Origin of the sequence: Nonlabens xylanidelens (genome assembly GCF_002934445.1) — a bacterium.
In the GTDB taxonomy this organism is placed as follows: domain Bacteria; phylum Bacteroidota; class Bacteroidia; order Flavobacteriales; family Flavobacteriaceae; genus Nonlabens; species Nonlabens xylanidelens.
In genome coordinates, this window is the sequence record NZ_PTJE01000007.1 from 1 (window position 1) to 14,321 (window position 14,321).

The following is a 14,321-nucleotide window of genomic DNA, read 5'->3' on the forward strand; positions in this document are numbered from 1 at the left end:
GATGAGCTTACCGTGTTCTTTGAGTTCCCAATCGAGATCAGAAAAATCATCTATACAACAAACCTTATCGAAAATCTTAATGGAAAAATACGTAAATACACCAAAAACAAGTTGTCCTTCACGACAGATCAAGCTGTTATGAAATCTGTATATTTGGCAATCAGAGAAGCAACTAAGAAATGGTCTATGCCAGTAAGAAACTGGGGAATCATACTTAATCAGTTCTTAACTATATATGATAAAAGGGTTCAACTCTAAATATTAATTAAAGTCAAACCCAAGTTATTTTAACTTACACACTTTTCAGGATAGTGTCTTTTTTTGGTTACATTACTCATTACTCATTACTCAATTTGATAATAGAAATATTTTGTTTTTTTTGATTTCGTTATTTTGAGTAGATTACTAATCTATTCAAGAAGCTAGGATATTTTATTTCTTATTTAATGTGATTGGCTTTTGCCACTTAAGTTGTTCGGTATTTCACTTTCGCGAAAGCGATATTAAAAATTTAAACTATCAAATATTAATTTGGGGTTTATGGGTTGCTGTTATAGTTTGAGTATATATGAGCATAAAAAAAGCTCAAGTACGCCAGTGACGTTATTGAGCTTTGATTTACTACGATCATAATGCGAGCATTGCTTTTAATAATCGATGGAAAAATATTTTTTTACTAAGCTTTGAATAATGGTAATCCTTCAGTTAGGGTGTATACTTCGTCTTCTAGTTTAGATAAATTATCTGGATTACCTGTTAAACAACGATCTATTAGATCAACGATAGTTTTCATACTATCTTCTTTTAGACCTCTAGTCGTTATTGCTGCTGTACCAATACGAATTCCACTGGTTACAAATGGAGACTCTGTATCAAAAGGAACCATGTTTTTGTTTACAGTGATGTGTATTTGTCCTAGTAATGCCTCAGCTTCTTTACCGTTAATGTTTTTATTTCTTAGGTCTATAAGCATCATGTGATTATCTGTACCACCTGAAATAATATCATAACCTCTAGCAACAAATTCTGCTGCCATAACTTCTGCATTTTTCTTTACTTGAACCATGTAGTGTAAGAAATCTTCTGAAAGTGCCTCTTTAAACGCTACTGCTTTCGCTGCTATAATGTGTTCTAAAGGTCCACCTTGATTACCTGGAAATACCCCACTGTTTAGTAAGCTAGACATTTTCTTTAAGTTTCCATTTTTTAATTTCTGACCGAATGGATTTTCAAAATCTTTACCCATTATAATCATTCCTCCTCTAGGACCTCTCAAAGTTTTATGTGTAGTAGTTGTGCAAATGTGTGCATGAACTACTGCGTCCATCATGATTCCTTTGGCGATAAGACCTGCAGGATGTGCAATGTCTGCCATAAGAATTGCACCTACTTTGTCTGCGATATCTCTAAACCTTTTATAATCTATTTCTCTACTATAAGCTGAAGCACCAGCGATAATTAGTTTAGGCTGTTCTTTTACAGCTATTTCTTCTATTTTATCGTAGTCTAATCTACCAGTTTCTTTTTCAACACCGTAAAAGGCGTTTTTGTAGAGTTTACCTGAAAAGTTAACTGGTGAACCATGTGTTAGGTGACCTCCATGAGATAGATCAAAACCTAGAATTTTATCTCCAGGATTCAAACAGGCATGATATACAGCTGTGTTAGCCTGGCTACCAGAGTGTGGTTGCACATTTATATATTCTGCATTAAATAATTCTTTAGCTCTGTCGATAGCGATATTCTCTATTTCATCGACTACCTCGCATCCTCCATAATATCTTTTTCCAGGATATCCTTCGGCATATTTGTTAGTTAAAATAGAACCTGCAGCAGCAAGTACATCATCACTTACATAGTTTTCACTAGCAATTAATTCGATACCTTTTGTTTGACGGATTCTCTCATCTTCAATCAAGTTAAAGATTTCATTATCGTTGTAAGCCATTTTAAATATTTTGTTACAAAAATAAGCTACATATGCTATCAACCAATTCTTATATAATATATTTGAATACTACTTTTTAACAAGAAATCAAGATACAGATGCCTAATAAAACAAATGACCCAAAGAGAAGTTCATGGATAGGATATAATAGAGATACTCATTTCCCTATTCAAAATATACCATTCGGCGTTTTCCTTACTAGGGATAACGTTATTACTATAGGTACTAGAATAGGCGATTATGCCATAGATCTAGGTGCATTGCAGGAGATGGGTTACTTTGAGAGTGTGCCATTAACTGACGATATGTTTATGCAGGACACACTTAATGATTTTATTTCTGACGGGAAGAAAACGTGGCGTCTTGTGCGCAATAGAATAGGTGATATCTTTGATAAAGAAAATTCTGAATTACGTGATAATAAATCTGATAGAGACCGTATAATCTTTCCTATCGACGAAGTGGAGATGCAGTTACCTGTTTTAATAGGTGATTATACTGATTTCTATAGTAGTAAAGAGCATGCTACAAATGTAGGTACAATGTTTAGAGATCCTGATAATGCTCTTTTACCAAATTGGTTACACATGCCAGTAGCTTATCATGGTAGATCCAGTTCTGTTATACCTTCTAATATTTCTATACACCGACCACAAGGTCAGACTATGCCAGCAGGGTCAGAGCAACCAGTATTTGGTCCATCTAAATTAGTAGACTTTGAATTAGAAATGGCATTCATTACAACAGATGCTAATAATTTAGGACATCCAGTGCCTGTTAATGAGGCAGAGGATTATATTTTTGGTATGGTTATTCTTAACGACTGGAGCGCAAGAGATATTCAAAAGTGGGAATATGTGCCACTAGGACCATTTTTAGCAAAAAACTTTGCGAGTTCTATCTCTCCATGGATTGTAACGTTAGATGCATTAGAGCCTTTTAGAACTAATAGTCCTAAACGCGAGAAACCAGTTTTAGATTATCTAGATTCAAAAGAAGATAGCAGTTTTGATATTAATCTAGAGGTAGATATTACACCACAACAAGGAACACCTACCACAGTCTGTAAATCAAACTTTAAACATCTTTATTGGAATATTTCACAACAACTAGCGCATCATACGGTAAACGGTTGTTCTGTTAATAGTGGTGATTTAATGGGAAGCGGTACTATTTCAGGACCTACTAAGGATTCTTATGGTTCAATGTTAGAATTAAGCTGGAGAGGTGAAAAGCCTATCCAACTTAATGATGGTACAGAGCGTAAATTCATTCAAGATTATGATACCGTTACCATGAGAGGTTACTGTCATAAAGGAGAACTACGTATAGGGTTTGGAGAAGTATCTAATACTCTTCTACCTATTTATGAGCCTAAGAAAAAGTAAATGAAAAAAACTATAATTTACCTTCTGTTTACTGTCTTAATTATCTCGTGTAGTAGTTTAAAAGAAACAGAAACTGCTTTAAACCAAGGTAACTATGACCAAGCGATAGATATCGCTGTTAATAAATTAATAGAAGGTAAAACAGCCAAAAGAAATCAAGAATACATACCTCTTTTAAAGCAAGCCTATATGAAGGCAGTTGCTCAGGACCAAATTTTATTACAAAGGTGGCAGTTAGATAATAATCCTGCTGTACTAGAATCTATATATGAAACCTATGTAGGTATGGATCAACGACAGGATAAGATAAAACCTTTGTTGCCTTTAACCTTGATAAAAGAGAATGAAACAGTTGATTTTGACTTTGAAAATTACAATGCTAATATAATTGCATCTAAAAATGACCTTTCTGATTATTTACTTATTAATTCAAAAACGGCTCTGAGAACTGCAAATACTATAGAAGCAAGAAGTGTCTATAATGATTTGATTTATTTAGAAAAGATCAACCCTAATTTTAAAGATACTCGTGATTTAATGAAAAAAGCCCTAGAGAAAGGAACTCATTACATTATGGTAAATCTTAAAAATCAGTCACAAACAGTATTGCCACAATTGCTAGAAGAAGAATTACTTAATTTTTCTACCTATGGTATTAACGATCAGTGGACTCAATATCATAACAACGAGATAGTAGAGTTGGATTATGATTATGACATAGATATAATTATAGACCGCATTGTGATGTCTCCAGAACAAGTTTCTAAAAAAGAGTTGCATAAAGAAAGACTCGTACAAGATGGCTATATCTATGAATATGATGCTAATGGCAACGTTAAAAAGGACAGTTTAGGTAACGATATAAAAAGAGATAAATTTGTCACCATTAAGGCTAGCGTCGTTCAAAATACGCAATTTAAAGAATCAAACGTTAATGCAGTTGTTCAGTTAATTGATAATAGAACATCGCAAACAGTAGATCGTTTTCCTGTAGCTAGTAACTTTATTTTCACCTATATCTATGGTTCTGTTTATGGGGATAGAAGAGCTCTTGATGCAAATTATCTAGAAACTTTGAATCCTAGATCTGTGAACTTTCCGACAGATGAGCAAATGATTTACGACACCGGTGAAGACCTAAAGTATAAAATAAAACAGATTCTAAATAATCTTAATTATAATTAGATGGTGTGTTTCGCTTTCGCGAAAGCGAAACATGCATTAAGATCCTACTTACTTTAAAATCTTAGGATTTATTTCACAGTTCAACTCCTATATTTGAGGAGACTATAAATCTATGAGTTCAAAACACCAATCTTACACGTCTATTAGATATTTTTCAGATTTAATGTCTGATTATCTCGATCAAAAAGAACATGTAAAACCTTTATATCATCGATTTCCAAAATTAGACAATTTTAGAGATCAGATAGTTGAGAAAAAAAAGGAATGGGATCCACTACAGAATAGAAGAGAAGTCTTGCAAGACGTACTTGTGTCGCAGTACGAGAGTATAGAAGATAAAGATAAAACGCAATTAAACATTAATTTGCTGGGTAAACAACATACGTTTACCGTAACTACTGGGCACCAGCTCAATTTATTTACAGGACCATTATATTTTTTATATAAAATAATATCTACCATTAATTTATGTAAAACACTATCACATAAATATCCAGAGTATAATTTTGTTCCGGTATACTGGATGGCAACTGAAGATCATGATTTTGAAGAGATTCAATATTTTAATTACGGTGATAAAAAGGTAGTTTATAACCGTGATTCTTATGGTGGTGTAGGAAGGCTTTCTACAGATGGTCTAGAAGATGTTCTAGAAGTTTTTAAAAAACTGTTAGGTAAACATGATAATGCTCAAAAAGTAATAAGTCTTTTTGAAAAAGGGTATTTAAATAATTCTAACCTTGCAAATGCGACTAGAGTAATAGCGCATGAATTATTTAAAGAAGATGGCCTCGTAATTCTAGATGCAGATGATAGCAAATTAAAAGCACTTGCAATTCCTTATTTTAAAGAAGAATTAATCTCCCAGACTAGTTTTAAGGAGGTGAGTCATACCTTAGATAGCTGGCCACATGAATATAAAGTACAAGTTAATCCTCGAGAGATTAATTTATTCTACTTAACTGATTTTTATCGCAAACGTATAATAGAAAAAGATGGTTCTTATTCTATAGACGATACAGATATTAGATTTACAAAAGAAGAGATTCTTAAAGAATTACAAGATCATCCAGAAAGATTTTCACCTAATGTTATTATGAGGCCACTTTATCAAGAAGTGGTGCTTCCTAATTTGTGTTATATAGGTGGTGGTGGTGAGATGGCATACTGGTTAGAATTGAAGCAGTATTTTAATTCACAACAAGTAACATTCCCTATACTACTCATGCGCAACTCTGCTTTATTAGTTACCTCGAAGCAATTAGATAAAGTAAACAGGTTAAAATTAGAGATCTGGGATTTATTTAAAGAAGATCATGAGTTAACGACGCTCTTAACTAATAAAATAAGCGACATAGAGATAGATTTTACTACTCAAAAAGAACATCTTAAAAAGCAGTTTGAAGAACTTTTTAAAATTGCAAGTTTAACAGAGCAGTCTTTTGAAAATGCGGTAAAGGCTCAAGAGCATAAGCAAATTAAAGGTCTAGAACATCTAGAGTCTAGACTGCTCAAAGCGCAAAAGAGAAAACTTAAAGATCATTTAGATAGAGCACTGGAGCTTAAAAAAGAGTTGTTTCCTAATGATAGTCTACAAGAAAGGCAAACTAACTTTTCATTATTTTATCAAGAATACGGGCCTTCTTTTATTTCTAAAATTAAAGAAAGTCTAGATCCTCTAGATCAGAGATTTAGTGTCATAGAATTGTGACAGTCTAGAAAGCTAATAAGAGACCTGATTTTTCTTTTGAAAACACGTTAACAAAAGTGTGTCATATCCTTAAACTTTAGATATTAAAAAAGTAAATTTGCTCATGCAACACAACAAGATATTAATATTAGATTTTGGATCGCAATACACACAATTAATTGCGCGCAGAGTAAGAGAATTAAACATCTATTCTGAAATCCACCCTTTCAACAAAGTTCCTACAGATTTAGATCAGTATAAAGCTATCATTCTTTCCGGCAGTCCTATGTCTGTAAGATCGGAAGACGCTTTTCATGTAGATCTTAATGAAATAAGAGGTAAGAAGCCTCTTCTGGGAGTTTGTTATGGCGCGCAGTATTTAGCACATTTTCATGGAGGTGAAGTAGGTGCGTCTAGCACTAGAGAATATGGTCGTGCAAATTTATCTTTTGTAGAAAATGATTTGTTCTTAGAAGGTATAGAAGCTGGTAGTCAAGTATGGATGAGTCATAGTGATACTATTAAGCAATTGCCAGAAAACGGTATGTTACTCGCTAGTACTCATGACGTGAAAAATGCAGCCTATAAAATACAAGGTGAATCTACCTATGCGATACAGTTTCATCCAGAGGTATATCATTCTACAGATGGTAAGCAGCTGTTAGAGAATTTCTTAATAAAGATTGCAAACGTCACACCAGACTGGACTCCAGATAGTTTTGTTGAAGAAACTGTAGATCAATTACAAAAACAAATCGGAGAAGATCGTGTGGTTTTAGGTCTTTCTGGAGGAGTAGATTCTTCGGTTGCAGCGATGTTATTGCACAAAGCGATAGGTAAAAACCTCTACTGTATTTTTGTAAATAATGGATTATTGCGTAAAGATGAGTACACTCAAGTCTTAAAGCAATATGAAGGTATGGGACTTAACGTAAAAGGAGTAGACGCTTCGGCACGATTTATGGTTGCCCTTAAAGGATTAAGTGATCCAGAATTAAAACGTAAAGCAATAGGACGTGTATTTATAGAAGTTTTTGATGATGAGGCACACGAGGTTAAAAATGTAACCTGGCTCGCACAAGGTACTATCTATCCAGATGTGATAGAAAGTGTAAGTGCAACCGGTGGGCCTAGTGCGACTATAAAATCACATCACAATGTTGGTGGATTACCAGACTTCATGAAGCTTAAAATTGTAGAACCTTTAAAAGCACTATTTAAAGATGAAGTACGTAGAGTAGGTAAATCTATGGGTATGGCTGCAGAGCTTTTAGGTAGACATCCATTTCCTGGACCAGGGCTAGCTATTAGAATTCTAGGAGATATCACACCAGAAAAAGTAAGTATACTTCAAGAAGTTGATGCTGTTTTTATAAATAATTTAAAAAAATGGGATTTATACGATAAGGTATGGCAAGCCGGCGCTATTTTATTACCAGTAAATAGTGTAGGAGTAATGGGAGATGAGCGTACTTATGAAAAGTGTGTCGCTTTAAGAGCGGTAGAAAGTACAGACGGTATGACTGCAGACTGGGTAAACTTACCTTATGAGTTTTTGCAGGCAACTAGTAATGAAATAATAAATAAAGTTAAAGGCGTTAATAGAGTGGTGTATGACATCAGTTCAAAGCCGCCAGCAACTATAGAATGGGAATAAAAACAAGATGAAAAATATATTTATAATAATTTGTTTGTGTTTCGCTTTCGCGAAAGCGGATGCCGCATTCATGCAAAATTACAAACAACATACGGTAGAGCAAGGAGAGACTATTTATACCCTTACTCAAAAGTATAAAGTAACTTCTGAGCAATTATTAGAGCTTAATCCTGATTTAAAGTCGGGATTAAAGTATGGTCAGGTACTTTTAATACCAGCTCAAAATACCGTACTTACTCAAAGAAGATTAGAAAAGTATAAAAAGCACAGAGTAAGACGCAAAGAGACGCTTTATAGCCTTTCAAAAAAATATAATATCACAGAGTTAGATATTAAGGAGGCAAATAAAGAGTTGTATTCAAATCCTTTAAGAAAAGGAGATAAAATACAAATACCAATTTTTGAAGAGGTAGAGCTTTCTGTTCAAGATTCAGAACCTAAGGAACCTGTTTTAGACCCTACAAACTTACCAGATGGTAAGTATTTAGTAAAGCCTAGTGAAGGAATGTATGGTATTGCCACAAAACATGGTATCAAGGCTAAGGAGCTTTTAGAGCTTAATCCTGATGTTAAAGATTTACGTCCTGGAATGATTTTAAATGTGCCTAAAGGAATTACTGTTGATGCAGATTCAATGCCGGAACAAGTAATTTCTGATTCTAAAAATGAGCAACCGTTAATGGTAGAGTATACTATACCTAAAAAGATGGGTATGTATTCATTAAAGAAGCTGTCTGGTATAAGTGAGGATTCTTTACTAGCTCTTAATCCACAATTAAAAGATGGACTTAAAGAAGGTATGAAAGTGACTATTCCTAATCCGGATTATGGAAAAGAAGTAGTCGTGAAATCAAGTGTAAATACCACAGCTAGATTGATAGATAGTTTGAGGAATTTTAAAAGACAGCGCATTGCTGTTATGCTACCATTTTCAATTCATAAGACAGACGGAAACGCAAACCGAGATCTTTTAAAAGCAGATAGAACTATGCGCATTGCTTTGGATTTTTACAGCGGTGTAAAAATAGCTGTGGACAGTGCAAATGCGTTAGGTATCCCTGTAGATTATGATGTCTATGATACTCAAAAGAGCCTACAGACTACTAAGAACATTCTTAATGCGACTGATTTTGCTGATTATAATGCAGTTTTAGGACCACTTAGTTCTGATAACGTTGTGGAAACGGCAAAGGAAATAAAGCGTATTGATGTTCCTGTTATATCACCTCTAACTAATACTAATGTAAAACTGTATCGCAATTTATTTCAGGCTAGACCTAGTAATGACATACTCAAACAGCAGTTTAAAGATTTTATAGTAGCGTACTCTAAAGGAAAACATGTAATTATCGTTACAGATAATAATAATCCTAAATTGAGAAATGAATTCACTTCTATATTACCATCAGCAAATGTGTTAGTGCCTAATTCAAAAAAGAATTACATTTTCAGCATTAACTATATTAAAGAACTTCAAGCAGATGTTGAGAATGTAGTTATACTGGCAGTAGATAATGTTGGTTTTATTACTGATGCCATCACAAATTATTCGGCAAAAGCAGAATCGCATAAGATAACGATGTTCGGTTTAGATAATTTTGAAGAAATGGATTTGCCTAATGCAAAGTTGGCACAATTAAACTTTGTGTATCCTAGTATGTATAAAGAAAGTGAAGAGGATAATTCTTTTATAAAAAAGTATTATTCTACACATAGTATCACGCCTAATTCTTATGCGGTAAGAGGTTTTGATGTTACTCTGGATCTTATTTTAAGACAGGCTAGCTCTTCAGACCTTTATGAAAGCGCAATGAGAAATGGAAGAACTGTTATGACAGAGAATAAGTTTGATTATTCTAAAAAGTCATCTTCTGGTTTTTATAATGAGGCGATGTATATCTTGCAGTATCAAGAAGATCTAAGCATCAAAGAATTAGATATTAATACTATTACTAATAAAGAGTAACTATGACTTCTACTGTAGAGTATAAAGGTAATTTAAGATGTGAATCTACACATCTTAAAAGTGGTAATTCATTCTTAACAGATGCGCCTGTAGATAATCAAGGTAAAGGAGAGGCTTTCTCTCCTACAGATACAGTTGCTACTGGTCTAGCTAGTTGTATGCTTACTGTAATGGGCATTAAAGCTGCTGATATGGGGATAGAACTTTCTGGTAGTAAAGCACAGGTTACTAAGATCATGGATGCTAATCCACGACGTATTTCTCAAATAGATGTAGTGCTAGATATGAAGGGTGGTTGTGATAAAAGAGCGCAATTAATTCTTGAACGCGTCGGGAATACTTGCCCAGTGCACAATAGTCTACATCCAGATATTGTTAAGAATATTACTTTTAACTGGAGCTAAATGAAGATTTTGTTCTCTTGTATCCTCCTTATATTATCATTTAATTTTAATGATGATCCAAGAGAACGATTTTCTTATCAAGAACACTCTCAATTAACTTGGCAAGATTTTAAAGGAGTACCGCCTCAGGGAGCTCATCATTTTGCGAGTGTTAATTGTGGTATGGGATATAGTTTTTCTTCTAAAAGTATAGATGGTGATTTAAAGGTAGATGTACAGGTTACTAGTTATTTTTATCCTCAATTAAGTTGGAAAAAAAACATCAATGAAAGTAACGCTGCATTACTTGCCCATGAGCAATTGCACTGGGATATATCAGAGTTATATGCGCGTAAATTAAGAGCGGCTTTTACAAAATACGTTCCTCAAAAAAATCCTAAAAAGGAAATTGATTTCATTTTTAGGAAGTTTGAAAAAGATCGTCAGCAACTACAGTCTAAATATGATGGAGAGACTAACCATGGATTAATAAAAGATGCTCAAGAAATCTGGTCCATAAAAATTAAGGAAGAACTCTTTAAAACTAGTGCAGAGTCTTAGGTTTCTTATAGTTCAAAAGATTCCTTAATAGAAGTGACTACTTGCGGCACTTCTTCTACCATAAAGTCTAAAGCCAATTCATATTTTTTATCGTCTTTAGAAATTTTAAGATGACCCTTTTTTACTTTATAAATTCCTGTTGCTCCTCTACAAAAGCATAGTCTGTTATAACTGACTTTGGCGTTACCTAAGAACTGATCTGTTAGATCTAAATCTGTAATATTCTCGTCTATTTCTATAAAAACTATTTCAGAATAATTATCATCACTAATTTCAGGATTTGTATTTCTCTTGTATTCATATTTTAAAACCACTTTACCATCTGCAGGTTTTAATTCGTGGTAAGTGTTTTTAAACTCATCTTCTAGAATTAAAAGCTCTTTATTTTTAAGTACTTCAAAAGAACAGGTTCCGTCAATAGGGCATGATATTTTTTGATCAGATTTTGTGGTGATTTGCTGATTAGATTTACAGGATGAAATCAATAATATCATTGCAATTAGAAGCGTGTATTTATACATGTAAGATGTTTTTAATAAAGTTTAAAAATAGATAATTATTTTTTGTTTAGTTACGCTTTCGCGAAAGCATAATTATAAATTAATAGTTAGACTGTTGGTAACACAAAATTGTGATCATTTTCCCTTATTATTGTTTCTTAAAATTCAAAGCATGTTTAAAAATTACAAGTTATGGATGACAGCACTTCTATTTATAATTGGTGCAATGTTACCATCAACAGCTCAAAAAAGCAAAAGTACTTGGTCACAAGTAACTGAATCTGATCTCGCATCAGAGGTACAGTGGACTAGAAAAACAGATCCAACAGTAGCCTCTTATTATAGAATTGATCTTTCAGCCCTTAAAGCTCAATTACAAAACGCACCACAAAGAGGTGTAGATTCAAACCTGTCTACGGTAATTATAGAATATCCTACCACTAATGGAATAGAGTTTTTTAGAGTAAAAGAGGCAAGTGTAATGGCTCCTGAGTTACAGGCTGAGTATGCAGATTTTAGATCTTATGTAGGTCAAAGTGTAAAAGATGCAGATAGTCAAGTTAGATTTTCTATTACCTCTCAGGGTTTTCATGGAATGATGTTTTCTCCTAGATTAGGTACTCAATTTGTAGATTCCTATTCTTTTGATAATTCATCTGTTGTAGTTTATAAGAAAAGTGATTTAATTAATCATGGTGATCACTGGGAATGTCATGTTGAGGACACATATGACCTGAATCAAAGATTTATTGGTCCAGAGCATACTTTTGATGTTAAAAATGCAAACGATGGTTTGTTAAGAGATTTTAGATTAGCTATCTCTACCACTGTAGAGTATTCTCAATTTCATTGGCTTAGAGCTGGTGTGGTATCAACCGACCCTATTCTAGCTAAAAGAAATGCTGTTGTAGCGGCTATTATAGTTACTATGACTCGTAATAACTTTATTTATGAGAGAGATTTAAGTGTAACGATGACTCTTGTTGCGAATAATACGGCGTTAATTTCGATAGATTCAGATAATTTCTCAAATAGTTCTCCAGGTGCCATTTTAGGAGAAAATCAAGCTGCTATAGATGCTATTATCGGTTTTGGTAATTATGATATAGGTCATATTTTCTCTACAGGTGGTGGTGGGCTAGCTTCACTAGCGTCTCCATGTACGAATAGAAAAGCGCAAGGTGTAACAGGTAGTGCTGCACCTGTGGGTGATCCTTTTGATATTGATTTTGTAGCTCATGAATTAGGTCATCAAATGGGTGCTCCACATTCATTTAACGGTGATGCAGCAAATTGTGCTGGAGGAAATAGATCTGCAAATAATGCTTTTGAACCAGGTAGTGGTTCTACAATAATGGCATACGCTGGTATCTGTCCACCGCAGAACATTCAAAACAATAGTGATGCATATTTTCATCAAGGTAGTTTGAATAGTATTTTTAATAATATATCGTCTGGTTTAGGTACTTGTGCTCAGACAACTTTAACAGGTAATTCAGCTCCTGTTGCTATAGCAGACAGTGATTATGTGATTCCTAGAAGTACTCCATATAAATTAGTTGGTAATTCTACTGATGCAGACGGTACTTCTACACATACTTATACATGGGAACAAAATGATTTAAGTACTATTACTGGTTTACCTCAAGAAACAAATGCAACAGGCCCTATGGTGAGATCATTTGAAGGTACTTCTGATAAAGTAAGATATATCCCTAGATTAGAAGAGTTGCTAGTTAATGGAGGAAGTTCTACAGTATGGGAGAAACTATCCTCTGTTAGTCGCGTGCAAACATTTGATTTAACGGTTAGAGATAATGATACTCGAGGTGGTCAGACAAATAGCGATGAAATGATAGTACAAGTAGATGCAAATGCAGGACCTTTCCGTGTTACTTCTCAAAATTTAGGAGGCATTGTTTGGTTACCTAATACAGTTGAAAATATTACATGGGATGTAGCTGGTACAGATGCAAATACTATCAATACTGCAAATGTCAATATACTTCTTTCTACTGATGGAGGTTTAAATTTTGATACAGTACTAGCATCAAATGTGCCTAATACAGGTTCTTATGCGTTAACTGTACCTTCAGGAATCGTTTCTCCAAGTTGTAGAATAATGATAGAGGGCGCTGGTAGTATTTTCTTTGCTTTAAATACTAGAGAGTTTAATATAAATGCAGATGTTCAAATTACTTGTACAACTTACCAATCAGGAAGTTTGAATTCTGCAATTCCAGATAATAATAGAGTAGGTGTATTGTCTACTTTAAATGTTCCTCTTACAGATAATATAGAAAGTATAAAGTTAGGTGTTGATATTTCACATACTTACATACAAGATTTGATTTTTTCAATTACAGACCCTTCAGGTCGTAATCAAGCTGTTGCATGGAATAGAGAGTGTGCTAATCAAAATGATGTAGCTGCTACATTTGAAGATGGTGGAGCGACTATACTTTGTAGACAGCCTACTGTAGGTAATTTTGCTCCTTCTGAATCTTTTTCAGTATTTAATGGAGTTGCAGCAAATGGAGATTGGACATTGCGTGTATCTGATAACGGAGATGCAGATTTAGGTACATTGAACAGTTGGTCCTTAGAAGTATGTGTGCAAAACATTACTCCATTGAGTAATGAGTCATTTGAATTAGATAATTTGTCTATATACCCTAACCCTAATAATGGTAACTTTAATGTATTGTTTGATAACGCATCAAGTAATAATGTAGGTGTTACCGTATTTGATTTAAGTGGTAGATCTGTATTTAAAAGATCTTATGAGACTTCAAATAGTTTCAATCAAAATATTAATTTAGGTGCTGTATCTGCTGGTATGTATTTAGTAAACATAGTAGATGGAAATCGTACAGTTACTCAAAAGATAGTAGTAGATTAATCTCTATTAATTTTATATAATAAAAAGCCAGCAAGTAATTGCTGGTTTTTGTTGTTTTAAGCTTTTCAATTTAAGATTAAAAGTTCTCGTTTCTCTTCTTCAAAATACCTACTTTTGCAGCTGTTTTTAAAACTCTTAAAA

Annotated in this window: 11 protein-coding genes; 9 read left to right on the plus strand and 2 right to left on the minus strand. The window is 33.7% G+C overall.

The genetic code is table 11. From position 1 onward, the window contains the following. Positions 1-258, plus strand: a 258-nt coding sequence (locus tag LY01_RS12410; protein ID WP_146080433.1) for a transposase, incomplete at its 5' end; no start/stop codon positions are given. Positions 259-676: 418 nt separating this feature from the next. Here the strand turns inward: LY01_RS12410 and glyA are convergent. Then, entirely contained in the window at positions 677-1,948 is a 1,272-nt protein-coding gene (gene glyA / locus LY01_RS12415) for a serine hydroxymethyltransferase (RefSeq protein ID WP_104516182.1), read from the minus strand. A 98-nt stretch (positions 1,949-2,046) separates the two neighbouring features. On the opposite strand from glyA, the gene fahA reads away from it, so the two are divergent. The 7 genes from fahA (at position 2,047) to LY01_RS12450 (ending at position 10,778) form a co-directional block, all read left to right on the plus strand. After that, positions 2,047-3,336, plus strand: coding sequence for a fumarylacetoacetase (fahA, locus tag LY01_RS12420; RefSeq protein ID WP_104516183.1), 1,290 nt, complete (start codon positions 2,047-2,049; stop codon positions 3,334-3,336). Next, on the plus strand, positions 3,337-4,521 hold the full coding sequence (locus LY01_RS12425) for a hypothetical protein (protein ID WP_104516184.1): 1,185 nt from the start codon (positions 3,337-3,339) through the stop codon (positions 4,519-4,521). Positions 4,522-4,633: 112 nt separating this feature from the next. Beyond that, entirely contained in the window at positions 4,634-6,232 is a 1,599-nt protein-coding gene (gene bshC / locus LY01_RS12430; RefSeq protein WP_104516185.1) for a bacillithiol biosynthesis cysteine-adding enzyme BshC, read from the plus strand. A 103-nt stretch (positions 6,233-6,335) separates the two neighbouring features. Then, the gene (gene guaA / locus LY01_RS12435) at positions 6,336-7,868 is read left to right on the plus strand and encodes a glutamine-hydrolyzing GMP synthase (RefSeq protein ID WP_104516186.1); all 1,533 of its coding nucleotides are present in this window, start codon (positions 6,336-6,338) and stop codon (positions 7,866-7,868) included. Between the two features lie 7 nt (positions 7,869-7,875). Next, positions 7,876-9,834, plus strand: coding sequence for a LysM peptidoglycan-binding domain-containing protein (locus tag LY01_RS12440; protein WP_245890725.1), 1,959 nt, complete (start codon positions 7,876-7,878; stop codon positions 9,832-9,834). Between the two features lie 2 nt (positions 9,835-9,836). After that, complete coding sequence (locus LY01_RS12445) at positions 9,837-10,238, plus strand: OsmC family protein (protein WP_104516188.1); 402 nt, start codon at positions 9,837-9,839, stop codon at positions 10,236-10,238. Then, positions 10,239-10,778 (plus strand): DUF922 domain-containing protein, encoded by a 540-nt coding sequence (locus LY01_RS12450; RefSeq protein ID WP_104516189.1) that lies wholly within the window; start codon positions 10,239-10,241, stop codon positions 10,776-10,778. A 5-nt stretch (positions 10,779-10,783) separates the two neighbouring features. Here the strand turns inward: LY01_RS12450 and LY01_RS12455 are convergent, their stop codons facing one another. Further along, the gene (locus tag LY01_RS12455; RefSeq protein ID WP_104516190.1) at positions 10,784-11,299 is read right to left on the minus strand and encodes a hypothetical protein; all 516 of its coding nucleotides are present in this window, start codon (positions 11,297-11,299) and stop codon (positions 10,784-10,786) included. 151 nt (positions 11,300-11,450) lie between these two features. Here LY01_RS12455 and LY01_RS12460 point away from each other — a divergent pair, with 151 nt between their 5' ends. Continuing rightward, on the plus strand, positions 11,451-14,180 hold the full coding sequence (locus tag LY01_RS12460) for a zinc-dependent metalloprotease (protein ID WP_104516191.1): 2,730 nt from the start codon (positions 11,451-11,453) through the stop codon (positions 14,178-14,180). Positions 14,181-14,321 lie beyond the last annotated feature (141 nt).